At 62.8% G+C, this 25,525-nt stretch carries 28 protein-coding genes; 1 reads left to right on the top strand and 27 read right to left on the bottom strand.

Annotated features, from left to right (window positions below):
- Position 1: 1 nt before the first annotated feature.
- From ACM9ME_RS01205 to ACM9ME_RS01095, 23 genes are all read right to left on the bottom strand, one after another.
- Complete coding sequence (locus ACM9ME_RS01205; protein WP_415641579.1) at positions 2-1,636, bottom strand: ribonuclease J; 1,635 nt, start codon at positions 1,634-1,636, stop codon at positions 2-4.
- A gap of 105 nt (positions 1,637-1,741) precedes the next feature.
- On the bottom strand, positions 1,742-2,527 hold the full coding sequence (locus ACM9ME_RS01200) for a type III pantothenate kinase (protein ID WP_415641578.1): 786 nt from the start codon (positions 2,525-2,527) through the stop codon (positions 1,742-1,744).
- A 3-nt stretch (positions 2,528-2,530) separates the two neighbouring features.
- Positions 2,531-3,274 carry a biotin--[acetyl-CoA-carboxylase] ligase gene (locus ACM9ME_RS01195; RefSeq protein WP_415641577.1) on the bottom strand — a complete coding sequence of 248 codons (744 nt, stop codon included), beginning with the start codon at positions 3,272-3,274 and terminating at the stop codon, positions 2,531-2,533.
- Positions 3,229-4,677: an NADH-quinone oxidoreductase subunit NuoN gene (nuoN, locus tag ACM9ME_RS01190; protein ID WP_415641576.1), complete on the bottom strand. Its 1,449-nt coding sequence runs from the start codon at positions 4,675-4,677 to the stop codon at positions 3,229-3,231. The genes ACM9ME_RS01195 and nuoN overlap by 46 nt, the downstream gene beginning before the upstream one ends.
- Positions 4,674-6,173 (bottom strand): NADH-quinone oxidoreductase subunit M, encoded by a 1,500-nt coding sequence (locus tag ACM9ME_RS01185; protein ID WP_415641753.1) that lies wholly within the window; start codon positions 6,171-6,173, stop codon positions 4,674-4,676. The genes nuoN and ACM9ME_RS01185 overlap by 4 nt, the downstream gene beginning before the upstream one ends.
- A gap of 17 nt (positions 6,174-6,190) precedes the next feature.
- Entirely contained in the window at positions 6,191-8,242 is a 2,052-nt protein-coding gene (gene nuoL / locus ACM9ME_RS01180) for an NADH-quinone oxidoreductase subunit L (RefSeq protein WP_415641752.1), read from the bottom strand.
- Between the two features lie 2 nt (positions 8,243-8,244).
- On the bottom strand, positions 8,245-8,550 hold the full coding sequence (gene nuoK / locus ACM9ME_RS01175) for an NADH-quinone oxidoreductase subunit NuoK (protein ID WP_415641575.1): 306 nt from the start codon (positions 8,548-8,550) through the stop codon (positions 8,245-8,247).
- Complete coding sequence (locus tag ACM9ME_RS01170) at positions 8,547-9,158, bottom strand: NADH-quinone oxidoreductase subunit J (RefSeq protein ID WP_415641574.1); 612 nt, start codon at positions 9,156-9,158, stop codon at positions 8,547-8,549. Before ACM9ME_RS01170 ends, nuoK begins: the two co-directional genes overlap by 4 nt.
- 153 nt (positions 9,159-9,311) lie before the next feature.
- Positions 9,312-9,794, bottom strand: coding sequence for an NADH-quinone oxidoreductase subunit NuoI (nuoI, locus tag ACM9ME_RS01165; protein WP_415641573.1), 483 nt, complete (start codon positions 9,792-9,794; stop codon positions 9,312-9,314).
- Positions 9,791-10,840, bottom strand: a complete 1,050-nt coding sequence (gene nuoH, locus ACM9ME_RS01160) for an NADH-quinone oxidoreductase subunit NuoH (protein WP_415641572.1) — start codon at positions 10,838-10,840, stop codon at positions 9,791-9,793. The genes nuoI and nuoH overlap by 4 nt, the downstream gene beginning before the upstream one ends.
- Positions 10,837-12,843 (bottom strand): NADH-quinone oxidoreductase subunit NuoG, encoded by a 2,007-nt coding sequence (nuoG, locus tag ACM9ME_RS01155; protein WP_415641571.1) that lies wholly within the window; start codon positions 12,841-12,843, stop codon positions 10,837-10,839. The genes nuoH and nuoG overlap by 4 nt, the downstream gene beginning before the upstream one ends.
- Positions 12,843-13,403 (bottom strand): hypothetical protein, encoded by a 561-nt coding sequence (locus ACM9ME_RS01150; RefSeq protein ID WP_415641570.1) that lies wholly within the window; start codon positions 13,401-13,403, stop codon positions 12,843-12,845. The genes nuoG and ACM9ME_RS01150 overlap by 1 nt, the downstream gene beginning before the upstream one ends.
- Positions 13,404-13,408: 5 nt before the next feature.
- Positions 13,409-14,701: an NADH-quinone oxidoreductase subunit NuoF gene (gene nuoF / locus ACM9ME_RS01145; protein ID WP_415641569.1), complete on the bottom strand. Its 1,293-nt coding sequence runs from the start codon at positions 14,699-14,701 to the stop codon at positions 13,409-13,411.
- 135 nt (positions 14,702-14,836) lie between these two features.
- On the bottom strand, positions 14,837-14,986 hold the full coding sequence (locus ACM9ME_RS01140) for a hypothetical protein (RefSeq protein ID WP_415641568.1): 150 nt from the start codon (positions 14,984-14,986) through the stop codon (positions 14,837-14,839).
- Positions 14,986-15,621: a complex I 24 kDa subunit family protein gene (locus tag ACM9ME_RS01135; RefSeq protein WP_415641567.1), complete on the bottom strand. Its 636-nt coding sequence runs from the start codon at positions 15,619-15,621 to the stop codon at positions 14,986-14,988. Before ACM9ME_RS01135 ends, ACM9ME_RS01140 begins: the two co-directional genes overlap by 1 nt.
- Before the next feature lie 267 nt (positions 15,622-15,888).
- Positions 15,889-17,124: an NADH-quinone oxidoreductase subunit D gene (locus ACM9ME_RS01130; protein WP_415641566.1), complete on the bottom strand. Its 1,236-nt coding sequence runs from the start codon at positions 17,122-17,124 to the stop codon at positions 15,889-15,891.
- Between the two features lie 138 nt (positions 17,125-17,262).
- On the bottom strand, positions 17,263-18,072 hold the full coding sequence (locus ACM9ME_RS01125; RefSeq protein WP_415641565.1) for an NADH-quinone oxidoreductase subunit C: 810 nt from the start codon (positions 18,070-18,072) through the stop codon (positions 17,263-17,265).
- Positions 18,069-18,626 (bottom strand): NuoB/complex I 20 kDa subunit family protein, encoded by a 558-nt coding sequence (locus ACM9ME_RS01120; protein ID WP_415641564.1) that lies wholly within the window; start codon positions 18,624-18,626, stop codon positions 18,069-18,071. The genes ACM9ME_RS01125 and ACM9ME_RS01120 overlap by 4 nt, the downstream gene beginning before the upstream one ends.
- Positions 18,617-18,994, bottom strand: coding sequence for an NADH-quinone oxidoreductase subunit A (gene ndhC, locus ACM9ME_RS01115; RefSeq protein ID WP_415641562.1), 378 nt, complete (start codon positions 18,992-18,994; stop codon positions 18,617-18,619). The genes ACM9ME_RS01120 and ndhC overlap by 10 nt, the downstream gene beginning before the upstream one ends.
- Positions 18,995-19,062: 68 nt before the next feature.
- On the bottom strand, positions 19,063-19,875 hold the full coding sequence (locus ACM9ME_RS01110) for an inositol monophosphatase family protein (protein WP_415641561.1): 813 nt from the start codon (positions 19,873-19,875) through the stop codon (positions 19,063-19,065).
- The gene (efp, locus tag ACM9ME_RS01105; RefSeq protein ID WP_415641560.1) at positions 19,875-20,438 is read right to left on the bottom strand and encodes an elongation factor P; all 564 of its coding nucleotides are present in this window, start codon (positions 20,436-20,438) and stop codon (positions 19,875-19,877) included. The genes ACM9ME_RS01110 and efp overlap by 1 nt, the downstream gene beginning before the upstream one ends.
- A gap of 30 nt (positions 20,439-20,468) precedes the next feature.
- Positions 20,469-21,062, bottom strand: a complete 594-nt coding sequence (locus ACM9ME_RS01100; protein ID WP_415641559.1) for a M23 family metallopeptidase — start codon at positions 21,060-21,062, stop codon at positions 20,469-20,471.
- Positions 21,059-22,036 carry a L,D-transpeptidase family protein gene (locus ACM9ME_RS01095; RefSeq protein WP_415641558.1) on the bottom strand — a complete coding sequence of 326 codons (978 nt, stop codon included), beginning with the start codon at positions 22,034-22,036 and terminating at the stop codon, positions 21,059-21,061. Before ACM9ME_RS01095 ends, ACM9ME_RS01100 begins: the two co-directional genes overlap by 4 nt.
- A 101-nt stretch (positions 22,037-22,137) precedes the next feature.
- Between ACM9ME_RS01095 and ACM9ME_RS01090 the strand changes: the two genes are divergently transcribed.
- On the top strand, positions 22,138-22,323 hold the full coding sequence (locus ACM9ME_RS01090) for a hypothetical protein (RefSeq protein ID WP_415641557.1): 186 nt from the start codon (positions 22,138-22,140) through the stop codon (positions 22,321-22,323).
- Here ACM9ME_RS01090 and thiE read toward each other — a convergent pair.
- The 4 genes from thiE to ACM9ME_RS01070 all read right to left on the bottom strand — a co-directional run bounded on the left by thiE (position 22,270) and on the right by ACM9ME_RS01070 (position 25,478).
- Entirely contained in the window at positions 22,270-22,923 is a 654-nt protein-coding gene (gene thiE / locus ACM9ME_RS01085) for a thiamine phosphate synthase (protein ID WP_415641556.1), read from the bottom strand. The two genes, ACM9ME_RS01090 and thiE, sit on opposite strands and share 54 nt — an antisense overlap.
- Positions 22,924-22,953: 30 nt before the next feature.
- Positions 22,954-23,682, bottom strand: coding sequence for a methanethiol S-methyltransferase (gene mddA / locus ACM9ME_RS01080; RefSeq protein WP_415641555.1), 729 nt, complete (start codon positions 23,680-23,682; stop codon positions 22,954-22,956).
- Between the two features lie 83 nt (positions 23,683-23,765).
- Entirely contained in the window at positions 23,766-24,662 is an 897-nt protein-coding gene (locus ACM9ME_RS01075; protein ID WP_415641554.1) for a fructose bisphosphate aldolase, read from the bottom strand.
- Between the two features lie 57 nt (positions 24,663-24,719).
- Positions 24,720-25,478: a GDSL-type esterase/lipase family protein gene (locus tag ACM9ME_RS01070; protein WP_415641553.1), complete on the bottom strand. Its 759-nt coding sequence runs from the start codon at positions 25,476-25,478 to the stop codon at positions 24,720-24,722.
- Between the last annotated feature and the right edge of the window lie 47 nt (positions 25,479-25,525).

Below are 25,525 nucleotides of genomic sequence, written 5' to 3'. Positions count from 1 at the left end.
CCTAGGCGTTCACTACCAACACGTCGACCACCGGTTTCTTGCCTGTCCAGCGCACGGCGCAGCGCCTGACGGCCAAGCGCACAGCCTCCGGCAGCTTGTCGAGAGATTTGGCGTCACGCACGGCCTTGGCGGCATCATCGGATGCTTCGGCGAAGAACGCGTCGCGGTCTTCTTCCACCGGCACACCCTGCGTCTTGATCACCGGGTAGCCCAGCAGTTGCTTGCCGCGCAACGCGATAGCGACCGAGATTTGACCATATTGCGCGATGCGGCGGCGTTCGTTGATCGTCTGCCCTTCCGACGGCAGGATCACGTCGCCGTCGAGGATCAGGCGGCCAGTGCGTTCGTGGCCGACGATCTTGGGGCCATTCGGCGCGAGGCGCACGACGTCGCCGTTCGATTGGACGATCGCCTTGCCGATGCCTTCGCCGAGGCCGAACCGTGCCTGCTCCGCCATGTGACGTCGCTCACCATGCACCGGCACGAGAATTTCCGGACGCAGCCAGCGATACATGGCGGCGAGTTCGGGCCGCCCGGGATGACCCGAGACGTGAACATGCGCTTGCTTCTCGGTGACCATCGTCACGCCCTTGCGCGCCAAGGCGTTCTGGACGCGGCCGATCGCGGTTTCGTTGCCGGGAATCTGCTTTGACGAGAAGATTACCGTGTCGTTGCTGTCGAGCTTGATCTGGTGGTCGTCGAACGCGATGCGGCCCAGCGCGGCGCGCGCCTCCCCCTGCCCGCCCGTCGCAATGACCAATAGGTCGCGCGCCGGCAGCTTCATCGCCGTGTCGAAATCGACCAACGGAGGCAAATCACCGAGATAACCATTTTCGCGCGCGGCCTGGAGCATCCGGTCGAGCGAGCGCCCGGCAATGCACAGCTTGCGGTTGTTGGCCTTAGCCACCTGACCCAACGTCGCCATGCGCGCGAGATTGGAGGCAAAGCTGGTTACGACCACGCGGCCCTTGGCTTCGGCCACCGCCGCCATAAGCCCGTCGCGGACGCTGCCTTCGGTGCCGGACTCGCCGTCGTTAAAAGCGTTGGTGGAATCGCAGACTAAGGCGAGGATACCGTGATCGCCGATCGCGGTCAGTGCCGCGGCACTCGCCGGGTCGCCAAGCACGGGATCCGCGTCCAGCTTCCAGTCGCCGGTGTGGAAGATCCGCCCGTAAGGCGTTTCGATCAGCACCGCGTCCATGTCTGGAATCGAGTGCGCCAGTCGCACCATCGTGCATTTGAACGGCGCGAGTTCGATGCTGCCGCCTTCGGGGATGACATGCAGCTCGACGTCAGTAATGCCCTCGCGCTCCAGCTTGCCGCGGATCAGCGTCGCCGTGAAGGCATTGGCATAAAGCGGCACGCCCAGATCCTGCGCCAGATATGGCAGCGCGCCGATATGATCCTCGTGCCCGTGCGTGAGCACGATGCCGAGCAGATCGTCGGCGCGATCTTCAATAAATTGCAAATCGGGGAGGACGAGTTCGCACCCCGGATATTCGGCCGGATTGGCAAAGGTCAGGCCGCAATCGACCATCAGCCATTTGCCCTGGCAGCCATAAAGATTGACGTTCATGCCGATCTCGTCCGACCCGCCAAGGGCCAGAAATAGCAGTTCGTTTTTGGGAGTTGTCATTTTTTCTTCTTTTTCGTCATTCCCGCGAAGGCGGGAATCTATCTCCCGAACTTTGCGCATGTTAAATAGTCAGTAGATGGATCCCCGCTTTCGCGGGGATGACGGCTATCCTTCTTTCGCTGAGCGGCGCCACAACAGCGCCAGGCCTTTCAGCGCGAGGTCGGGATCGACCGCGTCGAACAGCGCTTCATGCTGCTGGAACAACGCTGCCAAACCACCCGTCGCGACGATTTTGACCGGCCGGCCGATCTGCGATTTCATCCGCGCGATCAGCCCTTCGACCATCGCGACATAACCCCAATAAATGCCGATCAGCATCTGGGATTCGGTCGTGCGCCCGATGACATTATCGGTGTCGGGCGCCTCGATTGCAATGCGCGGCAGCTTCGCCGCAGCGGCGACCAGCGCGTCGAGCGACAGGTTGAGCCCGGGGGCGATAATGCCCCCCTTATAGGCGCCGCGGAAATCGACATGGTCGATCGTCGTCGCAGTGCCGAACGAAATGACGATCAGGTCACCGTCATGCGCGGCGTGCGCGGCGATGGCGTTGCAGGCCCGGTCGCTGCCAACCGCATGCGGTTCGTCGACATCGAGCGCGATGCCGTATTCGAGCGGCGCGCGACCGGCGATCAGCGGTGTGACGTTGAAGTATTTTTCGGCCAAAGTCTGGAAGTTATGCAACGCTCTGGGCACGACGGTAGAGATCGCGACCGCGTCCACCACGTTGCGATCCAGCCCCTCGAGTTCGATCAGGCCGATCAGCCACACGGCGTACTCGTCCGCCGTGCGGCGCGCATCGGTCGCGATGCGCCAGCGCGCACGGGGGGTGCCATCCGAGTTCACCAGCGCGAACTTGATGTTGGTATTCCCGGCTTCGATTGCGAGCAGCATTGGCTAAACCTGAAAAACGTCGCCGGCGTGTATGACGCGCGCCTCGCCCGACGGCAAACGCAGGCGCAACGCACCCTCGGCGGTGAGGCCGTCGAATTTCCCCGCCATCCGCTCGCCATCGGGCCAGGCGGCGTCGAGCGGGCTGCCCATCGGATGCGCGACCGCTTCCCACGCGGCAATTGTCGAGGCCAGCGGTTGGTGGCGCCAACGGCTGATGCTGACAGACATGTCCTCGGCTAGGCTCGCCGTGAAATCGCGTGGTGATACCAAAGTTCCAAGCGCGGCCAGATCGTTCGTCGAACGATCAGGCAGATCTGGATGCGTGACCAGATTCACACCCGCCCCAATCACCACCCAGTCGCCGCTACGTTCGAGGAGAACGCCAGCGACCTTGGCGCGCCCGGCAAGCACGTCATTCGGCCATTTGAGCGTCAGGCCCGGCGTGTGGCGGCTGAGCGCATTGTGCACTGCAATCCCGGCCGCCAGCGCCAGCGTTGCGGGCGGTGGATCGCCTGCTCTGACCGCGACCAGCGTGCTGCCATAGAAATTGCCATCGGGGGACTCCCACGCGCGGCCCATCCGCCCGCGTCCGCCGGTTTGACTTTCCGCCACCAGCCAGTCGGCATCGCGCGCCATGCCATTCGCGACCAACGCAAGCATGTCGGCGTTGGTCGATCCCGTCTCTGCGACGAACTGGATAGTCAGAGCAGGTTCGTCGAAGCTGCTGCGGTCACCGCGCCCAGCCACGGGATCATCACATAGCCCGCGACGATCACAACCGCGCAAAGCGTGATCAGCATGCCTTCGGCGCGATCGGTGCGCCCGGCCAGCACGTCCGACGGCTCGTCGAAATACATGATCTTGATGACCTTGAGATAATAGAAGGCGCCGATCACGCTGGCGGCGATGCCGATCGCGGCGAGCGGCCACAGGCCGGCCCCGACCAGCGCATCGAACACCACGAACTTCGCCCAGAATCCGAACAGTGGTGGAATGCCCGCGAGGCTGAACATGAAGATCGCCAATGCTGCGGCAAGCCCCTTGCGACTCTGCGACAGGCCGCCAAGGCTGGTGATGCTCTCGACTGAGCGACCGTCCGCATCGCGCATGTTGAGGATGACGAGAAAGCTCCCCAGCGTCATCACCACATACACCGCCATATAGGTCAGCATCGCCGCGACACCTTCGCGTGTTCCCGCGCCGAGGCCGAGCAGGGCAAAACCGATATTGTTGATCGACGAATAGGCCAGCAGGCGCTTGATGTTGCCCTGCCCAATCGCGCCCGCCGCGCCGAGCACGATCGAGGCCAGCCCGGCGAAGATCACGATCTGGCGCCATTCGAGGACCGCCGGGGCCATCGCGCCCATGGCGATGCGCAGCAGCATAGCGACGGCCGCGACCTTTTGCGCGGTGGCGAACAGAGTCGTCACCGGCGTGGGTGCGCCTTCGTAGACGTCGGGCGTCCACATGTGGAACGGGACGGCGGCGATCTTGAACGCGATGCCGGCGAAAACGAATACCAGTCCGAACACCTGCCCGGTCGTCAGGCCCGCGGCAAAAACCTTGGCGATGCCGGTGTAGGCCGTGGTGCCGGTGAAGCCATACGTCAGCGAAATGCCATAAAGCAGAATGCCGCTCGCCAACGCGCCCAGCACGAAATATTTGAGCCCCGCTTCCGCCGAGCGCGTATCCCGCCGCATAAAGCTTGCGAGGACGTACGACGCGAGCGACTGCAACTCCAGCCCGACATAAAGCGTGAGCAAGTCGGTCGCCGAAATCATCATTCCCGCGCCCGCCGTCGAAAGCAGGATCAGCACCGGATATTCGGGGCGCAGCGTGCCGCCGGCAAAACCGTCCTGCGCATGCGTGTTCGCGGCGAAGAAGCGCGGCGCGATGATGATGCAGACCGCGGTCGCACCAAACACCAACAGCTTGGCAAAAGCAGAGAAGGCGTCGGCGCGGTAGAGGCCACCAAAGCCCGTGCCGGTCACCTGTGGCAACGCCACTGCGAAACATGCGGCAACCAGCAGCGCAACCGCCGCGATCGAGACGATCCGAACAGACTTCGCGCCCGCCCAGCCCGCGACCATCAACAGCGCAATGGCGCCGACCGACAGGATCAATTCGGGGAGTGAAAGAAGCGGGTTCATTGGTGCGCCTCCGCATGATGCGCGGGCGCAGCAGGTTTGCCGACAGTCACTTGTGCGTCGGACAGAGGCTTGGCGCGCTCTATCCGCGCCATGATCGTTCCGATGTCGCGACGCATCGGACGCAGGAAGCTCTCCGGATAAACGCCCATCCACAGCACCGCGAGCGCGATGGGGACCAGGATCGCCCATTCACGGGCGTTCAGATCGGGCATCGCTGACGCATCGGCGTTGGCGGTGGTCCCGAACACCACGCGGCGATACAGATACAGCATGTACGCCGCGCCCAGGATGATGCCGGTGGTACAGGCGAAGGCGACGATGCTCGACGCCTGATAGCTGCCGAGCAGCGCCATGAATTCGCCGACAAATCCGCTGGTGCCGGGCAGGCCGACGCTTGCCATCGTGAACACCATGAACAGCACAGCATAGCCCGGCATGTTGTTGGCGAGGCCGCCGTACCGGTCGATCTCACGCGTGTGCAGGCGGTCGTAAATCACCCCAACGCACAGGAACAAGGCGGCGGAGACGAGGCCGTGCGACAGCATCACGATCATCGCGCCTTCCAGCCCCTGCCGGTTCCACGCGAACAGGCCGATGGTGACGAACGCCATGTGCGCTACGCTCGAATAAGCGATCAGTTTTTTCATGTCGCTCTGCACCAGCGCAACGAGGCTGGTGTAGACGATGGCGATCATCGACAGGATCATCACCAGCCAGAACCAGTGCGACGCGCCTTCGGGCAGCATCGGCAGGCTGAACCGTATGAAGCCGTAACCGCCGAGTTTGAGCAGCACGCCCGCCAGGATCACCGAACCGGCGGTCGGCGCCTGAACGTGCGCGTCGGGCAGCCAGGTGTGCACCGGCCACATCGGCATCTTCACCGCGAACGAGGCGAAGAAAGCGAGGAACAGCCATTTCTGCGCTTCGACCGGGAAGTCGTAACGCATGAGTTCGGGTATGCTCGTGGTGCCCGCGGTCCGCGCCATCCACAGCATCGCGACCAGCATCAGCACCGAGCCGAGCAGCGTATACAGGAAGAATTTGTAGCTCGCGTAAATCCGGTTCGCGCCGCCCCAGATGCCGATGATCAGGTACATCGGGATCAGGCCGGCCTCGAAGAAGATGTAGAACAGGAACAGATCCTGCGCCGCGAACGTGCCGATCAAAAGCGCTTCCGTCAGCAGGAACGCGGCCATGAATTCGGGCACGCGTTTCTGGATCGCCTCCCATGACGCGGCGATGCACACGGGCATCAGGAACACGCTGAGCACGATAAGCATCAGCGCGATGCCGTCGATGCCCATCGCCCAGGCAAAGCGCCCGAACATCGGGACATATTCGGTGAATTGCCACTGCGCGCCGGTCGGATCGTAAGCGGCCCACAGATACAGGCCGAGGATAAGGTCGACCAACGTCGCAACGAGCGCCAGCCAGCGCGCCGTCCGGTCGCCCGAATACAGGCATGCCACCGCCGCGAGCAACGGCACCGCGATCATCAAAGTGAGCACGCCGCTCACCGTGTCACCGCCCAGGTCGTCGCGGCAGCGAGGCCGATCAGCATGACCAAAGCATAGGTGTAGAGGTAACCCGATTGCAGGCGCACCGCGCCGCGGCTGCCCATCGCCACCACCGCCGCCGCGCCGTTGGGCCCGAAGCGGTCGATGGTCTGTTCGTCACCGCGTTTCCAGAAGAAGCGGCCAAGCGCGAACGCAGGGCGCACGAACAGGAAATCGTACAATTCGTCCCAATACCATTTGTTGAGCAGGAACCGGTAAAGCGGTCCGAACGTCGCGGCGAAGCGCGCCGGGATGCTGGTGTCGCGGATATAAGCGAACCACGCGATCGCGAAGCCGATCAGCATGACGATCGACGCCGACAGTTTGACCAAAGTCGGCACACCGTGACGCGCGTGCATCAGATGTTCGTCGAAGAAGATCGCGCCGCGCCAGAACTGTGTACCGCGCTCCGGATCGAGGAACACGTCCGCGAACGCCCAGCCGGCGAGAATCGCACCGACGCTTAGCATTACCAAAGGCAGGCGCATGGACCACGGGCTTTCGTGCGGGTGATAGCCGCCGGTGCCTTCGACCACGTGCACCGGGTGCGGATCGCTGCCCTGCCCTTCGCCGGCCGGTTCGGCATAGTCGCTACCATGGTGATGCGCGTCGTGGATCGCGTGCTGAATGTGCTCGCTCGACGCCCAGCGCGGCTTCCCGAAGAACGTCAGGAAGATCAGCCGCCACGAATAGAAACTGGTCAGCAAAGCCGCGAAGACCGCAATGGCATAACCGAACAGCGCGCTGTCGGTGCCACGCGCATACGCCGCCTCGATGATCGCGTCCTTCGAATAGAAACCGGCGAACCCGAACACGTCCGCCACGCCGACGCCGGTGATCGCCAGCGTTCCGATCGTCATCGCCCAGAACGTCCAGGGGATCGATTTCCGCAGGCCGCCGTAGAACCGCATGTCCTGTTCGTGGTGCATCGCATGGATCACGCTGCCCGCGCAAAGGAACAGCAGCGCCTTGAAGAACGCATGCGTGAACAGATGGAACATCGCCCCGCCGAACGCGCCGACGCCCGCGGCGACGAACATGTAGCCGAGCTGCGAACAGGTCGAATAGGCGATCACGCGCTTGATATCGGTCTGCGTCGTGCCGACCGTCGCCGCGAACAGGGCGGTCGCGGCGCCGACATAGGTCACGACGGTCATCGCCGTCGGGCTCGCTTCGAACATTGGTGACAGGCGGCAGACCATGAACACGCCCGCGGTGACCATCGTCGCGGCGTGGATCAGCGCGCTGACCGGGGTCGGACCCTCCATCGCGTCGGGCAACCAGGTGTGCAGCCCCAGCTGCGCGGATTTGCCGCAAGCGCCGACGAACAGCAGCAGGCACAGCAACGTCATCGTGTCGAGACGATAGCCGAGGAAGCCAATCGTCGATCCGGCCATGTGCGGCGCGGCGGCGAGAATTTCGGGGATCGAGACGGTGCCGAACACCAGGAACGTGCCGAAAATACCGAGCGAAAATCCGAAATCGCCGACGCGATTGACGACGAACGCCTTGATCGCCGCAGCGTTCGCGCTGGGCTTGTGATACCAGAACCCGATCAGCAGATAGGAGGCGAGACCGACGCCTTCCCAGCCGAAGAACATCTGGACAAGGTTGTCCGCCGTCACCAGCATCAGCATCGCAAAAGTGAACAGCGATAAATACGCAAAGAAGCGCGGCTGGCTGTCGTCCTCCGCCATATAACCCCAGCTGTAGAGGTGGACGAGGCTCGACACGCTGGTGATGACGACCAACATCACCGCGGTCAGGCTGTCGATACGCAGCGACCACATCACCTGCAGCGCGTCCGAACTGATCCAGTGGAGGACCGGCACCACCGTCGGCACACCGAGCGGCGTCAGGAACAGCGCGAAGACGAACCAGGCAATGATTGCACTGACGAACAGCGCGCCCGTGGTGATCAGCTTGGCGGCCGTATTGCCTAGCCAACGACCGCCAAGACCCGCGACCAAAGCCGCGATCAACGGCAGGAACACCATCAATTTATAGATCATCAGCCGCGCATCCGGTTGACGTCGTCGACGCTGATCGTCGCACGGCCGCGGAAATAGATGACGAGGATCGCGAGCCCGATCGCGGCTTCACCCGCAGCGACGGTCAGCACGAACATCGCGAACACCTGTCCCACCAGATCGTTGAGATAGGCCGAGAATGCGACGAGATTGAGATTCACGCTGAGCAGGATGAGCTCGATCGACATCAGAATGACGATCAAATTCTTGCGGTTGACGAAAATGCCGAGGACGCCGGTGACGAACAGAATCGCGGAGACCGCGAGATAATGCTGGAGGCCGATCACAGTTCGACTCCCGCGCCGACCGGCTGATCGATATTCTTCACCGCGTCCTGCGGGCGGCGCATGACCTGTCGGCCCGGACGCTGCGCCTTGACCCCGCCACGCTCGCGGTGCGTCAGCACGATCGCGCCGATCATCGCGACCAGCAGCACTAGGCCTGCTGCCTCGAAGATGTACAGATAGCGCGTGTAGATCAGCAGCCCGAGCGCTTCGATATTGGGCACCGCCGAAGGCGTCGGCGCGGCGCGCTGCGCCAACTGGATGCCACCCGCGCTCCACGCCTGCCCGGCGATCAGCGTTTCGGCAATCAGCACACCCGCGATGAGCAGCCCGAAAGGCAGATATCTGGTGAACCCCTGCCGCATCTCCGAAAAGTCGATGTTCAGCATCATCACGACGAAGAGAAACAGCACCGCGACCGCGCCGACGTAAACGATGACCAGCAGCATCGCGATGAATTCCGCGCCCGCGAGCACCATCAGCCCGGCAGCGTTGAAGAACGCCAGGATCAGCCACAGCACGCTGTGCACCGGGTTGCGCGCGGTGATCGTCAGCAGGGCGCTGACGACGACAACGGCGGCGAAAAGGTAGAAGGCAAAGGCGGCGATCACGACCCGACCTCTCTACCGTTTGTGCTGAGGAGGGACTGAGCCTGTCGAAGGCCCGTCTCGAAGCATCGATTGAGCGCAAGTCCTTCGAGACGCCGCTTCGACAAGCTCAGCGGCTCCTCAGGACGAACGGTGATGTGGAACATGCCGGCGCGCCTATCGGTACGGCGCATCGGCGGCAAGGTTCGCCGCCAGCACGCGTTCCCAACGGTCGCCATTGTCGAGCAATTTGGCCTTGTCGTAGATCAGCTCTTCGCGCGTTTCGGTGGCGAATTCGATGTTCGGACCCTCGACGATGGCATCCACCGGGCAGGCTTCCTGGCACAGCCCGCAATAGATGCACTTGGTCATGTCGATGTCGTAGCGCGTCGTGCGGCGCGAACCGTCGTCACGCGGCTCTGCCTCGATGGTGATCGCCTGAGCCGGGCACACCGCTTCGCACAGCTTGCACGCGATGCAGCGTTCCTCGCCATTGGGATAACGCCGCAGCGCATGTTCGCCGCGAAAGCGCGGCGACATCGGCGTGCGCTCATAAGGGTAGTTGATCGTCGCCTTGGCCTTGAACAGATATTTGAGGGTCAGCGCGTGCCCCTTCAAAATCTCCCACAGGAAGAACGATTTGATCCAGTGCGCGATCATGATGCGCCTCCGTAGCGCGTCGCCATCAGGATGCCCGAGACGAGGAAAACCCAGAACAGGCTGATCGGCAAAAACACCTTCCAGCCCAGCCGCATCAGCTGGTCGTAACGGTAACGCGGCAGCGTCGCCTTCACCCAGCTGAACACGAAGAAGAAGAACAGGATTTTTGCGAACAGCCAGATGATGCCGGGGACGAGATACAGCGGCGCCCAGTCGACCGGGGGCAACCAGCCACCCCAGAACAGCACCGCGTTGAGCGCGCACATCAACAGCACGTTGGCATATTCGCCGAGCCAGAACAGCGCGAACGCCATGCTCGAATATTCGGTCTGATACCCGGCGACGAGCTCGCTCTCCGCCTCGGTCAAATCGAACGGCGCACGGCCGGTTTCGGCCATGCCGCTTATCAGGAACATCACCGCCATCGGCAGGAACAACGGGTTGAAGCCATAGCCGTTGAAGATGCCGAAGACATGGCCCTGCTGGTTCAGCACGATGCCCGACAAATTGAACGTCCCCGCCCACAGTACGACCGTGATCAGGATGAAGCCGATCGAGACTTCATACGACACCATCTGCGCCGCGGCGCGCAACGCACTGTAAAACGGGTATTTCGAGTTGGACGACCAGCCCGAAATGATGATCCCGTAGACGCCGAGGCTCGACGCCGCGAGGACGTAGAGTAGCCCGACATTGATGTCCGCCAGCACCACGCCCGCCTGCCACGGGATCACCGCCCACACGATCAAAGCGACGGTGAAGGTGATGATCGGTGCGAGCAGAAACAGCCCGGTGTTGACGCTCGACGGGATGATCGTTTCTTGCAGAAACACTTTCAACCCGTCGGCAAAAGACTGCAGCAGCCCGAGCGGTCCAACGACGTTCGGTCCGCGGCGCAAAGCGATCGCCGCCCAGATCTTGCGATCGGCATAAATGATCATTGCCACCGCCAGCATCAGCGGCAGGCTGATCAACAGGATATACGCCGTATTCGCGACGAACCAGCCGAGTCCGAAACCGAGATGCGTTTGGAGGTAAGCGGTCACTCCGCCGCCTCCGCAAATTCGACGCCGTGGACCAATTCCTCGGAACAGCGCTGCATCGTCGGCGACGCGCGGCAGATGGCGTTGGTCAGGTAGAAATCGTTGATCGGCGACGCGCCGATTTCGCCCGACAGCGCGGTCGACAGTTTGGGCACGGACCAGCCATAATCGGCAAGCCCTTCCCGGCCCAGCGCGGGCACGTCCGCCGCCATCGCCGCGCGCAGCGCGTCGAGCGTGTCGAACGGCAGTTTGTGGCCGAGCACATCGCTCAACGCGCGGAAGATCGTCCAATCCTCGCGCGCGTCGCCCGGCGGGAACACCGCCCGTTCCGACCGCTGCACGCGACCTTCGAGGTTCACATACGTCCCGGGCTTTTCGGCATAGCTTGCGGCGGGCAGTATTACGTCCGCCGCGTGCGCGCCCTTGTCGCCGTGATGGCCGACGAACACTTTGAGGCCAGTGAGTTTCGAACAATCGACCTCGTCGGCGCCGAGCAGGAATATCAGCTTCGGATCCGCAGCGAGGATATTGGCCATGCCGCCCTTTTGCGCATAACCGAGCATCAGTCCGCCCATCCGGCTGGCCGCCATGTGCAGGGCGTTGAAGCCGTTCCAGCCGTCACGGACCAGGTTGAGCGTTTTGACCAAAGCCAGCGCCGCACCATGTACGCCCTTGGCTTTGAGCCCCGCACCACCCAGGATCACCACCGGACGTTCGACCTTGGCAAATGCGTCCCGCGCGACATGGGGCAGGTTGGCAAGCAGTGACGCATCGCTGCCCAGCCATTCGTGTTTGTAGGTCAAGTCCATGTCCGGACCGACGACAAAAACCTTCGCGCCGCGACGCACCGCCTTCATGATCCGCGTGTTGACCAACGGTGCTTCGAAGCGCGGGTTGGTGCCAATCAACAGGATCGCGTCGGCCCGCTCGATATTCGCGATCCCGGTGTTGAAATTGACCGCGCTGAGGCTCGAGCAATCATAGTCGAGCCCGGTCTGACGCCCTTCGAGCAGATCGCTGCCCATGGACTGGAGCAAAGCTTTCGCCGCATACATCGTTTCGCAATCGACCAGATCGCCGGCGATCGCCGCAACGCTGCTGCCCGCATTGGCCGCCTTGATCGCAGCAAAAGCTTCGTCCCAAGTCGCGGCGACGAGCTTGTCGCCTTTGCGGACGTACGGTTTGTCGAGCCGCCCGCGCACCAGCCCGTCGACCGCGTGGCGCGTCTTGTCGCTCGCCCATTCCTCATTCACGTCGTCGTTGACGCGCGGCAGCGCGCGCAGCACTTGCCGCCCGCGCGAATGCAGCATGACGTTGGTCCCAACCGCGTCCATCACGTCGATCGCCGGGGTGCGCTTGAGCTCCCACGGTCGCGCCTCGAACGCATAAGGCTTCGACGTCAGCGCGCCGACCGGGCACAGATCGACGACATTGCCCGACAGCTCGGATTTGAACGCGTGCTCGAGATAGGTCGTGATCTGCATAGCCTCACCGCGATACAGCGCGCCGAGATCCTCCACCCCCGCGACCTCCTCGGCAAAACGAACGCAGCGCGTGCACTGGATGCAGCGCGTCATCGCCGTCTTGACGATCGGCCCCATATATTTTTCGGTGACCGCGCGCTTATGCTCGTCATAGCGCGAATGCCCGCGCCCGAACGCCATCGCCTGATCCTGTAGGTCGCATTCGCCGCCCTGATCGCAAATCGGGCAGTCGAGCGGGTGGTTGATGAGCAAAAACTCCATCACCCCTTCGCGCGCCTTTTTGACCATCGCGCTGTCGGTGCGGACTTCCTGCCCATCGGCGGCGGGCAGCGCGCAGGACGCCTGAGGCTTGGGTGGGCCGGGCTTCACCTCGACCAGGCACATCCGGCAATTGCCGGCTATCGACAGACGTTCGTGATAGCAGAAGCGCGGGATTTCTTTCCCCGCAGCCTCGGCGGCCTGGAGCACGGTGGCACCAGCGGGGACTTCGACCTCAATGCCGTCGACGGTGAGTTTAGGCATTAGCGCGTACCGCGGAGCAGAGGTTGTAAAAAGCGAGTTTGCTCGAACAATTGAGCCCGCAAAGCGGGATTGCATCTGGCAGCAATTGCCTGAACCCGCTTTGCCGACGCCAATTGTGTCGCCGCCATCATTTTGTCGTCATCGCTGACCCGATAATTCTTTATTCCGGGGGTGAACCCATAAGGCTGCGCCTTATCCAGTTCGAATTGGCGAATTAGAGCAGAAAACGCCGGGCCATTATATTCAGCTCGAAATGCCTTTATCGCAGCTACGCCTTCAGCTGAAGCGCGGATGCAGGCATAGACGGGCGGGTGAGCCGCCGCTTCGAGATCACTGGCGATCGAAGCGTCGACATTGCCCGGCAGCAATTCACCACACGGCTTACGCGGAATGCCGAAATCATTGCCGCCACCAGCCAATAGAATAATCTCGGACGCACGATCTGGAGCGTTCGTAACGAGACATTGAGCCCATCGCATTGCGGGAGACTCCGCGGCCTCGGCGCAAGCCGGCGCCGCGCAGATGGCCATCGTCGCAAACCACATACCGAACAATGCCAAGAGCCTCATTCCGCCGCCTCCGCATATTGGCCGCCATTGCCCGCGATCCGCCGCTCGATCTCCGGGCGGAAATGCTTGATCAGGCCCTGGATCGGCCACGCCGCCGCATCGCCGAGCGCGCAGATGGTGTGGCCTTCGACCTGTTTGGTCAGGTCGTAGAGCATGTCGATCTCGCCGACCGCCGCGTCGCCGGTGCGCAGGCGTTCCATCACGCGCCACATCCAGCCGGTGCCTTCGCGGCACGGGGTACATTGGCCGCAGCTTTCGTGCTTGTAGAAATAGGACAGGCGGCTGATCGCCTTCACGATGTCGGTGGATTTATCCATCACGATCACCGCCGCGGTGCCGAGGCCCGAGCCGAGCGCCTTCAACCCGTCGAAATCCATCGGCGCGTCCATAATCTCAGCGGCGGGGACTAAGGGTACTGAGGAGCCGCCGGGGATGACCGCGAGCAAATTGTCCCAGCCGCCGCGGATGCCGCCGCAATGTTTTTCGATCAGTTCGCGAAACGGGATGCCCATCGCTTCCTCGACCACGCAGGGCTTTTCCACGTGCCCGCTGATCTGAAACAGTTTCGTGCCTTCGTTCTTCGGATTGCCGATCGCGGCGAACCAGGCGGGGCCGCGGCGCAGGATCGTCGGGACGACTGCGATGGATTCGACATTGTTGACCGTCGTCGGACAGCCATAAAGTCCCGCACCCGCCGGGAAGGGCGGTTTGAGGCGCGGCTGACCCTTCTTGCCCTCGAGGCTTTCGAGCATCGCGGTCTCTTCGCCGCAGATGTATGCGCCCGCGCCACGATGGACGAAGACGTCGTAATCATAGCCGGACTTCAGAGCGTTCTTGCCGAGCAAGCCCGCAGCATAGGCTTCGTCAACCGCCGCCTGCAGCACTTCGGCCTCGCGGATATATTCGCCGCGGATGTAGATGTAGGCGGCGCGCGCGCGCATCGCGAAACCGGCGATCAGCGCGCCTTCGATCAGCTTGTGCGGATCGTGGCGGATGATCTCGCGATCCTTGCACGACCCGGGCTCGGATTCATCCGCGTTGACGACGAGGAAGTTGGGCCGTTCGGGCGTCGGCGCCTTGGGCATGAAGCTCCACTTCATGCCGGTCGGGAAGCCCGCGCCACCGCGACCGCGCAGGCCCGAGGCCTTCACATCCTCAATGATCTGGTCCTGCCCGCGTGCCATCAGCGCGGCGGTGCCGTCCCAATCGCCCCGCGCCTGCGCCGCGTCGAGATTCCACGGCTGGAAACCGTAGAGGTTGGTGAAGATGCGGTCCTTATCGGCGAGCACAGCTGCTCTCCGGCGCAATAAAGTTTTTCGTCACCCCGGACTTGATCCGGGGTCCAGCTTCTACTTCGCGCAGCGTCGAGAAGAAGCTGGACCCCGGCTCGGAGGCCGGGGTGACGGGAATTGGGTTATAGCGGTTCATCGACCCGTTCCGATTAAACGTTCGGCAAGGAAGTAGACCGCCACCGCGACGGCGAGGCCGATCAGCAACGCGCCGACGAAGAACACTATCTTGATCACCAGCACCATGACGATGACGGCGACGATCAGGGCGATGAGACCGGCCATTAGGTGAATTCCTTCAGCGTGGTCGGGCCGCCCTCGGGGCAGCTGGTCTTGCGCCCAATCTGGCTGAGCGTCGGCGGGGTTTCGCCGCGGGCGAGCGCATCGAGAACTTTGTCGAGCAATTCGGGCGTCAGATCCTCGTAATTGTCATCGTTGATCTGGACCATCGGCGCGTTGGCGCAGGCACCGAGGCATTCGACCTCGGCCAGCGTCCACAGCCCGTCCTCGCTCGGGCGGCCGACATGCATGCCGCGCTTGCGACACGCGGTCATCAGATCTTCGGCCCCGCGCAGCATGCACGGCGTCGTGCCGCACACTTGCACCAGATACTTCCCGACCGGTGCGAGGTTGTACATCGTGTAGAAGGACGCGACCTCGAGCACGCGGATATACGGCATGTCGAGCTCGCGCGCGACGAACTCCATCACCGGGATCGGCAGCCAACCATAGGTGCCGACCTCGTCACCCACCTGACGCTGGGCGAGGAACAGCAGCGGCATCACCGCCGACGCCTGACGCCCCGGCGGATAGCGCGCGACGATGTCTTTCGCCTTGGCGGCGCTGGCCTCGCTCCAAGCGAAATTGCCCCAGCGCTCGCGAATTTCAGGCGTGTCAGAAAGGGTTGCGGCTTCAGCCATTGTCGTCTCGATCACCGGAGAGCGTACGGATCGAGCCACCCATTACACGCCAAAAGTTCTTGGTAGACCGCAAGAGGTAGTAAATCGTGACGGGAACCAACACGACCCCAAGTATGGCGACGGTCATCAACGAAAGGACGTTCTCACTCACTCCCAACATCTTCGCGCTGGCAAGGATGACAAAGGAGCCAAGAAACAGAATGCCGATTGTCCATGGTCGGATGCTATCGAAATCTCGATCAATCCAAAGCAGTACGCCGCGTAGCGTCACCGGTCGCACTCCCCGAACACAATATCCATCGCGCCGAGCACCGCGGTGGTGTCCGCGAGCATGTGGCCCTTCATCATGAAGTCCATCGCCTGCAAATGCGAAAACGCGGTCGGGCGGATTTTGCAGCGATACGGCTTGTTGGTTCCGTCGGCGACGAGATAGACGCCGAATTCGCCCTTGGGGCTTTCGGTCGCGACATACACTTCGCCCGCGGGGACGTGGAAGCCCTCGGTATACAGCTTGAAGTGATGGATCAGCGCTTCCATCGACTGTTTCATCTCCGCGCGGCGCGGCGGCGCGACCTTGGTGTCGTTGGTCATCACCGGCCCCTCGGGCATTTCGGCGAGGCATTGTTTCATGATCCGCACCGACTGGCGGCATTCCTCGACGCGCACCATGAAGCGGTCATAGCAATCGCCGCGCGTGCCCACCGGCACGTCGAACTTCATGCGATCGTAGACATCGTAAGGCTGCGACTTGCGCAGATCCCAGGCGATGCCCGACCCGCGGATCATCGGCCCCGAAAAGCCCCAGGCGAGCGCATCGTCCTTGGTCACCACGCCGATATCGACATTGCGCTGTTTGAAGATGCGGTTGTCGGCGACGAGGCTGATCGCATCCTCGAACAATTGCGGGAAACGGTTGTCGAGCCAGTCGCCGATATCCGCCGCGAGCTTCAGCGGCATATCCTGATGCACCCCGCCCGGGCGGAAGTAATTGGCGTGCATCCGCGCACCGCTGACCCGCTCGTAGAACCCGTAAGTGTCCTCGCGCAGTTCGAACAGCCACAGGTTCGGCGTCATCGCGCCGACGTCCATGACGTGCGAGCCGAGGTTGAGCAGATGATTGCAGATCCGCGTCAGTTCGGCCCAGAACACGCGCAGATATTGCCCGCGGAGCGGCACTTCGAGATCGAGCAGCTTCTCGATCGCCAGCACGAAGCTGTGCTCCATGCACATCGGCGAGCAGTAATCGAGCCGGTCGAAATAGGGGATGTTCTGCAGATACGGCTTGGTTTCGATCAGCTTTTCGGTGCCGCGGTGGAGGAAGCCGACATGCGGATCGGCGCGTTCGACGATTTCACCATCCAGCTCCATGACCAGGCGCAACACGCCGTGCGCGGCGGGATGCTGCGGGCCGAAATTGATCGTGTAATTGGCAATCTTGGTGTCGCCCGGCGTGGGATCGGCATCGTCCCACACGCCTTCGAGTTCGCGGATAAGTTCAGCCACGAATTGTCTCCGCAACAAAGTGGCATGTCACCCCTGCGCAGGCAGGGGTCCAGATGGACTCTCCACACTGAAACGCAGCCGCGTATTGCGAGATCATCTGGGCCCCTGCCTGCGCAGGGGCGACATGGAATGGATGGATCACTGCCCCTCCCCCTTCGCCTTGCGCGCACGCTTGGGCTTCGCCGCGCTATCGGTCGGTTCGCCCGCGCCGGACTGGCCCTTGGTCTCGGTGGTCTTGGGTTCGGCAACCGGCGTCTTGGCCGAAGACTGCGCGGCATCGGCCTTCTTGATCTCGTCCGCGCTCAATGGCGTCGGCGCGCCCTTGGCTTCGGGCAAGGCGGCTTTCTCGTCGCCGGGCAGGACGTATTCCGCGCCTTCCCATGGCGACAGGAAATCCCAGTTGCGCAGGTCCTGTGCCAGCTTGACCGGTTCGTAGACGACGCGCTTGGCTTCTTCGGAATACCAGACTTCCTGATAGCCGGTCAGCGGGAAGTCCTTGCGCAGCGGGTGGCCGGTAAAACCGTAATCGGTGAGGATGCGGCGCAGATCGGGGTGACCGTCGAACAGCACGCCGTACATGTCGAACACTTCGCGCTCGAGCCAGTTGGCGACCGGCCATAGGCCCGTCGCGGTCGGCACCGGCGTCGCTTCGTCGGTGGACAATTTCACGCGTACGCGCGCGTTCCGCGTGACCGAGAGCAGGTGGTAATTCACGTCGAACCGCTCGGGCCGCTCGGGATAATCCGCGCCGGCGATTTCCATCAACTGCTGATACGCTTGCTCATCGCGCAGCCAGGTCAGCACCGCGATCAGCGCGTCGCACGTCACGACGATCGTCGTCTCATCGACCTTGTGCCACGCATCGACGACGCCAACGCCATGCGCGGCGCGGACGGCGTCGATCAGGCCGTCATGCGGCTTGACCAGCGGCGCGACCGACTGGCTCACCGTTCGATCGTTCCCTGACGACGGATTTTCCGCTGCAACTGCATGATGCCGTACAGCAACGCTTCGGCGGTCGGCGGACACCCGGGCACGTAAATATCGACCGGCACGATCCGGTCGCAGCCGCGCACGACGCTGTAGCTATAGTGATAATAGCCGCCGCCATTGGCACAGCTGCCCATCGAAATGACGTATTTGGGCTCCGACATCTGGTCGTAGACCTTGCGCAGCGCCGGGGCCATTTTGTTGCACAGCGTCCCCGCAACGATCATCACGTCCGACTGACGCGGGCTCGCGCGCGGCGCGGCGCCGAAGCGTTCCAAATCGTAACGCGGCATATTGGCATGGATCATCTCGACCGCGCAGCAAGCGAGGCCGAAGGTCATCCACCACAGGCTGCCGGTGCGCGCCCATTGGAACAGATCCTCGGTCGAGGTGACGAGGAAGCCCTTGTCCTGAAGCTCGCCATTCAGGCCGTCGAAATAGGCATGATCGGGTGCGGTCTGTTCGCCTTCCTGCCGGAACAGGTTTTCGGGCGCGGTGAGTTCTACTCCCATTCGAGCGCTCCCACTTTCCACGCATAGGCATAGCCCAGCACCAGTTCGACGAGGAAGATCATCATCGCGCCCCAGCCGGTCCAGCCGATCCCGTGCAGCGACACCGCCCAGGGAAACAGGAACGCCGCCTCCAGATCGAAGATGATGAACAGGATCGCGACGAGGTAGAACCGCACGTCGAACTGCGCGCGCGCATCCTCGAACGCCGGGAAACCGCACTCATATTCGCCGAGTTTCGACGCGTTCGGTTGATGCGAACCGGTCAGGCGCGACACGATCATCGGCAGGACCACGAACGCCGTCGAAATGAACAGCGCGATGGCCAGAAACAGGAGGATCGGCAGATAGCCGGCCGCGACGTTTTGCATGATGGAGCCTGTAAGGCGCTGCACTGCAGCGGGCAAGGCAGCTAGCCTGTGAGAATCACTCGCAATTACTAGCGGAGCGACCCTGCGAGGAGCTTGTGCAGCTTGCTGTGCAACGTGTCGGTGGCGGCGAGCACTTCCTGCCGCTCCATCACCTGATCGCTGCCGCGGAAGTCGGTGACGAAGCCGCCCGCTTCGCGCACGATCAGCATGCCGGCCGCGACGTCCCATGGCTGCAACCCGGATTCCCAGAAACCGTCATAACGCCCCGCCGCGACCCAGGCGAGATCGAGAGCCGCCGAGCCGAAACGGCGAATGCCCGCGACTTCGGGCGCGACCGCGCCGAAGATGCGGCTCCACTGCGCGAAATCGCCATGACCCATGAACGGAATGCCGGTGGCGATCAGGCTGTCGGGCAGATCGCGGCGTGCCGAGACACGCAGGCGCTTGTCGGTCAGCCACGCGCCGCGCCCTTTCTCGGCCCAGAAAGCCTCATCGGTCAGCGGTTGATAGATCAGCGCGGTGGTAATTTCGCGTTTGCCCGACGCCATCGGCTCTTCGACCGCGATCGAAATTGCGAAATGCGGAATGCCGTGAAGAAAGTTGGTCGTGCCATCCAGCGGATCGACGATGAAGCGCGGCTTGTTGGGATCGCCCGCGACCTCGCCGCGCTCCTCCATCAGGAAGCCCCAGTCGGGCCGCGCGCGCGACAGTTCCTCGAACAAGGTCTGTTCGCATTGCTGATCCGCCTGCGTGACGAAATCCGCTGGCCCCTTGCGGCTGACCTGCAGCTGCTGGACCTCGTTGAAGTCGCGACGCAGCTTTGGCGCGGCCTTGCGCGCCGCGCGGTCCATGATGGTGAGTAGGCCGGAATGGGAAGGCATTAGTCGGCGCGGCGGACGTAGGTTTGTTCGTAAACATCGACGACGATCTTGGTGCCCGACGAGATATGCGGCGGCACCATCACGCGGACGCCATTGTCGAGCATCGCGGGCTTGTAGCTCGACGAGGCGGTCTGCCCCTTCACCACCGCGTCGGCATCGACGATCACGGCTTCGACGGTGTCGGGGAGTTGCACAGAAAGCGCTTCCTCCTCGTGCATTTCCATGACGACATCCATGCCGTCCTGAAGGAACGCGGCGGCGTCGCCCAGCAAGTCGCGCGGCAGCGTGACCTGCTCGTAATTTTCCTTGTCCATGAACGTCAGCGTGTCGCCTTCCGCGAACAGGAACTGGAAATCCTTCTGGTCGAGACGGACGCGCTCCACGGTCTCGGCGGAGCGAAAGCGCGTGTTGTTCTTGCGGCTGTCGCGCAGGTTCTTCAGTTCGACCTGCATATAGGCGCCGCCCTTGCCCGGCTGCGTGTGTTGAATCTTGACCGCGCGCCAGATGCCGCCCTCGAACTCGATGATGTTGCCGGGACGAATCTCGACCGCGTTGATCTTCATGATGGAACCTTGCTCGGAAAGCGCGCGCGCTTAGCTGCCGGACGGCTTTCCGGCAAGGATCGGATAGGGATTGATCGCCGTCCCCTGCCACCAGCGTTCTCCCGGCGCCATGCGGTTGAGCGCGAAGTGCAGGTGGAAATTGCCCGGCCCGGCGTCGCCCGTATCGCCGACATAGCCGATCAACTGGCCCGCGGTGATCCGCTGTCCTTCGGCCAGCCCCGGCGCATAGCCGCGCAGATGCGCGTAATAGGCGGTCCATTTGCTGTCGTCGGTGCGGATGTAGATCGTCGTCCCGCCGCGATCCGACTGAAACAGCTTTTCGACCGTGCCCGGCAGCGCGGCAAGCACCGGGGTGCCGCCCGGCGCCATGATGTCGATCGCCTCGTGCACCCGCGCGCCGCCTTCGCGCGACTGGTGCCAGGTGTCGGTCAATTGATCGGACTTTACGCCCTGCACCGGCATTACCAGCCCGCTGGGCAACGGCTGTGCGCTGCCCGATTGCGCGACAGGTATGGCCGGCGCTTTCGGTCCGTCCAGCGTCGATGACGGCGACGCGTAGACGTAAACCACCGCCGCGACGAGCGCGACGACGATCAGCACCAGCAGGAGTTTGACCGACCTCAAAGCTGGAACTTGGCCTCCATTCCCGGTTTGACCATCAATGCCAAGCGCGCCGCGTCCCAATTGGTCAAGCGAATACAGCCGTGGCTTTCGGTGCGGCCGATCGTCTGCGGCTCGGGCGTCCCGTGGATGCCGTAATGTGGTTTGTTGAGGTCGATCCACACCACCCCGACCGGGCCGTTGGGGCCGGCAGGCAGCATCGCCTTTTCATCGGTCGTCTTGGCATCCCAGAACAGGTCCGGATTGTAGCGAAATTTGGGATTGGGATCGACGCCCATGATCTTCCACGTGCCGATCGGCAGCGGGTCGTGCGACGAGCCCATCGTCGCCGGAAATTGCGCGATCAACCGGTCGTCCTCGCCATAGACCCGCAACGCCGCATCGGACTTGTCGACCACCAGACGCTTGGCGACCGGATTGATCGCCTGGACATTCAGGCTGTTGAGCGTTCCGCGCCACACGTCGTTTCCGCTGGGATAAGCCCGCGACGTCGGCATGGCGTTCGGCACCGTGATTTTCGCGCCGGGACGCAATTGTGTCTCTCGACTGCTAAGCGCGATCAGCGTCGCATTGGTGGTGTGGAACCGCTCGGCCAGCGCCTCGAGCGTATTCTTGTAATACAGTCCCGGGAGCTTGGCCTGCTCCGCCGGGTCGTGCGGGAACGGATTGGTGTACGGTCCGGCAACGTCCCCCGTACCGAGCGTGATTTCCTTGACCGCGCGCCACGCCTGGAATGGCAGCAGCGCGTTCAGCGTCGGCTGGTCGACGATGCCCGTAGTGGCCAGACCGCGCGATTCCTGAAAACCCTTCAGGGCCAAAGTCAGTGACTGACCGCGCTTTCCATCCAGCGTCCCTGGCGAGAATCCCAGCTTGTCCAGGATCACCTGCACGTGCAGCACCGGAAGATTGACCGCGGTTGTTGGGGCGGCGGCACCGATCGTCAGCGGCACGAGGAGCAAGGGGAGCAGTTTTTTCATGCAGGTCGGAACGCATGCGAAAGCATCTCGGCGCAAAAAATAATCGCAAATCGTCGCTTTTATCCAATTAGTTGCGGGAAACCGCGCGTATCAGACGCGTTATGAGCAAGTCGATCACGCCACATTCGGTTCCCGCATCGGGCCTGTTCGGCTCGACCTGGCATTTGTCGCGCGAACGCGGCACCGCGCCGACGGTCGATCAATTCGAGGCGCGCTACGTTGCCAACGATCGCTTAGCCGGTGATGACGCGCCCAAACGCGCGAACCGCTTCGGCCTCGTCGCCTGACCACACGGCCGAACTGACCGCGAGGAAGTCCGCCCCTGCAGCAATTAGCGGCGGCGCATTCTCCGGTGTAATCCCGCCGATTGCCACGCACGGCGCGGGAAACAGCGTCGTCCACCACCCGATGATCGATGGCTCAGCCCGGTGCGAGACTTCCTTGGTCGTCGTCGGATAGAACGCCCCGAACGCGACATAATCCGCGCCCGCTTCGCCTGCTTCCATCGCCAGATGCCGGCTGTCATGGCACGTCACGCCGATCTGCGCCTCCCGGCCCAGCACCTCACGCGCCTCGCGAACGTCGCCATCGCCTTGCCCGAGATGCACGCCGTCGGCACCGATCCGCTTGGCCAGCGAGATACTGTCGTTGACGATGAAGTTCACGTCCGCATCGGCGCAGATGCGCTGAAGCGGTTCCGCCAGTGCGACGGCCGCATGCTGATCAATGCCTTTTACGCGAAACTGGAACGCCGCGACCGAACCCGCATCCAGCGCGCGGGCCAGTCGTTCCGGGAATCCGCCCCCCACATCGAGCGGCGAGATCAGATAAAGCTGGCATAACGGGCGCCGGTCGCGCGCGAACTGGGAGGCAAAATCATCGTCCATCCGCCGTCCCTAGCGTCCCCGCGTGAATTGTCAGCGCAGCTTTGGCGTCAGCATCCCCACGCGACCGCGATAATCGACATATTCATGTCCAAGCTGTGCCACGAGATCGCGTTCTTCGTACCGGATCGCGATCAGCACATAAACGGTCATCGCCCCCGCAAACAGCGCATGGCCCAGCGTCATCGCCGGGATCGACCACATCGCGATGAGGAAGCCGAGGTACAGTGGATGCCGCACGAATTTATAGAGGAACGGCGTCACGAAATTCATCGGCGCAATCTCGCGCCGCCGCCAGTTGGTCCATACTTGCGTCAGGCCGAACAGTTCGAAATGGCTGATCAGGAAGGTCGAGAGCAGGACAATGCCCCATCCCAGTCCAAATAGTGCCCATAGCAGAATTTGACCGGCTGGCGCGGTGACGGTCCACAGCGGCGCGACGATGGGCCGCCAAAATGCGTAAAGCAGGATCAGCATCAGGCTCGACGCAACGACGTAGACACTCCGTTCGAGCGCCTTCGGCACCACTTTCGTCCATGCCGCCTTGAACCCTGGCCGTGCCATCACGCTATGCTGCACCCCGAACAAGGCGACGAGCAAAAGATCGACCACGGACGCCATGCCGGTGCTGGCAATCGGTCCACGATCGATCGTCAGCGGCACCCACGGCAAATTGCCGACGAACGCGATCAGATAAAGAAACGTCGCGAAGAAGAAGACGTAGGCCGCACTGCCAAACAGCAGGATGATCGAACGAGACATGGGTGCACTTCCGTTGTGATGTCAGTGCGACCCGTCCCGTCTTCTCGCGGTGCGGTGGATTTAGCTCAAGCCCGGCGCGATGGCTAGGCGACCTTGTCGACCGACGCCGCGTAGATTTCGTCGATCGCACCGCCCAGCGCGGCGTCGAACTCCGCTTCCGACATGTCTGCACGGAGGTCCGAGAGCAATGCGCGGCTGAAGCTCGCGATCATGCCCTTGTTCTTCGCCAGTTCGGCACAGGCGTCGGTGCGCGAAAAGCCACCCGACAGCGCGACGACCTTGAGCACCTTGGGGTGATCGACCAGCGGCGCGTAGAGATTGGCCTTGGCGGGAATCGACAGTTTGAGCATGACCTGTTGCCCATCGGGCAATGCGTCGACCGCCTTGAGCAATTCGTCGCGCAGCAGCGCGTCGCACTGAGCGCGCTCGGCCGACTTGATGTTCACTTCAGGTTCGATGATCGGCATCAGGCCGGCGGTGTTGACCCGCGCGGCGATTTCGAACTGTTGCTCGACGATCTCGGCCACCCCTTCGGCATTCGCGAAGTTGATCACCGAGCGTTCCTTAGTGCCGAACACGCCGAGACCCTTGGCGCGCGCGAGCAATGCGTCGAGTCCGCCGATGGGCTTCATCAACTGGACGCCATTCGCTTCGTCCTCCAACCCCTTGTCGATCTTGATGAAGGGAACGATGCCCTTGTCGATCAGCGCTTGCGGTGCGGATTTGCCGTCGATCTGACCGTCCATCGTGCGTTCGAACAGGATCGCGCCGAGGACTTTTTCACCGGTGAAGACAGGCGACATCACGATCCGCGCACGCATCGCGTGGATCAGCGCGAACATTTCCTCATCGTTCGAAAACGCGTCCGCCCCGATGCCATAGCCCGCCAGCGCCTTGGGCGTGGATCCGCCCGATTGATCGAGCGCAGCGATGAAGCCCCGTCCAGCGGCGATCTTGGCGTGCATCTCGGCGTGGTTCATGCGGGTCAGGCTTTCTGGATCGTTGGGATTTGCGGCGCTGTTAGCGGGGCGAAGCGCTCACGAAAAGGGCCGCGGCTGGCGATCGGGCCTGCACATCAGCGGCGCGAGCTGGCGCTCCCACACGGCGAACCCGGCAGCGTTCAGGTGCGCGCCGTCGATGGTCAGCTCGGGCCGCAGGTGGCCATCCACCTTGAACATCGGCACCAGATCGAGCCAGGCGACGCCGCGCCGCGTCGCCAGTCCAAGCAATGCGCGGTTGAGGGCGTCGATCGCCGCGTTGCGTCCCGCCGGGCACAGGGTTTCCGGCCCGGTACAGGGTAGCGCCGATTGCATCACGACGGTTGCGCCCCCGCCGATCAAGTGCGTCACCGTCGTATCATAATCGCTTACGATGGCGGCGATCGGTCGTCCGGCGACCAGATCGTTGACCCCCGCCATGACGAAGACTTGCGTCGGCCGATGCGACAAAACTTCGCCCAAACGGCCCCTGACGCTCGCGATGGTATCGCCGGAAATGCCGCGATTGATGACGCGGCAGTCACGAAACCGCTCGTCCCAGCGGCCGTAAGCCGTGAGCGAATCGCCGAGCATCACGACGTCCGCTTGGCCCGGAGGCAGCGCGGCATCGATTGCGACAAGAGCGTCGTGAAACGATGACGACGGTTTGGGCGGCGTCTCACCCGTCGCGCGCATCTTCAATGCAAAAAGCGCTTTGAAGGGCGGAAGCTGATAATGCCCAGTGGCCATGCCAATTACGTAAGCAAGCAAAAGCCCGGCGATGACGGCGAGCGTCCGCAACCGAGGAAAGCCGCTCATTAAGCAACGCTATCCGATTGTTGCCGCGATGGACACGGGTATAATCG

Source organism: Sphingomonas antarctica, from assembly GCF_965137005.1.
Taxonomy (GTDB): Bacteria; Pseudomonadota; Alphaproteobacteria; order Sphingomonadales; family Sphingomonadaceae; genus Sphingomonas_O; species Sphingomonas_O antarctica.
The sequence above is the reverse complement of the archived record's forward strand: the minus strand, read 5'-3'. Positions and strand labels throughout refer to the sequence as shown.

What these genes read in the sequence shown, in the direction of transcription:
- nuoN (WP_415641576.1), bottom strand. Translation starts at nt 4,677, where the DNA reads ATGAACCCGCTTCTTTCACTCCCCGAATTGATCCTGTCGGTCGGCGCC.
- efp (WP_415641560.1), bottom strand. Translation starts at nt 20,438, where the DNA reads ATGAAGATCAACGCGGTCGAGATTCGTCCCGGCAACATCATCGAGTTC.
- mddA (WP_415641555.1), bottom strand. Translation starts at nt 23,682, where the DNA reads ATGTCTCGTTCGATCATCCTGCTGTTTGGCAGTGCGGCCTACGTCTTC.
- thiE (WP_415641556.1), bottom strand. Translation starts at nt 22,923, where the DNA reads ATGGACGATGATTTTGCCTCCCAGTTCGCGCGCGACCGGCGCCCGTTA.
- ACM9ME_RS01095 (WP_415641558.1), bottom strand. Translation starts at nt 22,036, where the DNA reads ATGAAAAAACTGCTCCCCTTGCTCCTCGTGCCGCTGACGATCGGTGCC.
- ACM9ME_RS01110 (WP_415641561.1), bottom strand. Translation starts at nt 19,875, where the DNA reads ATGCCTTCCCATTCCGGCCTACTCACCATCATGGACCGCGCGGCGCGC.
- ACM9ME_RS01185 (WP_415641753.1), bottom strand. Translation starts at nt 6,173, where the DNA reads ATGATCGCGGTGCCGTTGCTCGCGGCGGTGGCATGCCTGTATTCGGGC.
- ACM9ME_RS01070 (WP_415641553.1), bottom strand. Translation starts at nt 25,478, where the DNA reads ATGAGCGGCTTTCCTCGGTTGCGGACGCTCGCCGTCATCGCCGGGCTT.
- ACM9ME_RS01075 (WP_415641554.1), bottom strand. Translation starts at nt 24,662, where the DNA reads ATGAACCACGCCGAGATGCACGCCAAGATCGCCGCTGGACGGGGCTTC.
- ACM9ME_RS01205 (WP_415641579.1), bottom strand. Translation starts at nt 1,636, where the DNA reads ATGACAACTCCCAAAAACGAACTGCTATTTCTGGCCCTTGGCGGGTCG.
- ACM9ME_RS01200 (WP_415641578.1), bottom strand. Translation starts at nt 2,527, where the DNA reads ATGCTGCTCGCAATCGAAGCCGGGAATACCAACATCAAGTTCGCGCTG.
- ACM9ME_RS01120 (WP_415641564.1), bottom strand. Translation starts at nt 18,626, where the DNA reads ATGGGAGTAGAACTCACCGCGCCCGAAAACCTGTTCCGGCAGGAAGGC.
- nuoG (WP_415641571.1), bottom strand. Translation starts at nt 12,843, where the DNA reads ATGCCTAAACTCACCGTCGACGGCATTGAGGTCGAAGTCCCCGCTGGT.
- ACM9ME_RS01090 (WP_415641557.1), top strand. Translation starts at nt 22,138, where the DNA reads ATGAGCAAGTCGATCACGCCACATTCGGTTCCCGCATCGGGCCTGTTC.
- ACM9ME_RS01135 (WP_415641567.1), bottom strand. Translation starts at nt 15,621, where the DNA reads ATGGCTGAAGCCGCAACCCTTTCTGACACGCCTGAAATTCGCGAGCGC.
- nuoI (WP_415641573.1), bottom strand. Translation starts at nt 9,794, where the DNA reads ATGATCGCGCACTGGATCAAATCGTTCTTCCTGTGGGAGATTTTGAAG.
- ndhC (WP_415641562.1), bottom strand. Translation starts at nt 18,994, where the DNA reads ATGCAAAACGTCGCGGCCGGCTATCTGCCGATCCTCCTGTTTCTGGCC.
- ACM9ME_RS01140 (WP_415641568.1), bottom strand. Translation starts at nt 14,986, where the DNA reads ATGGCCGGTCTCATCGCCCTGATCGTCGCCGTCATCGTCATGGTGCTG.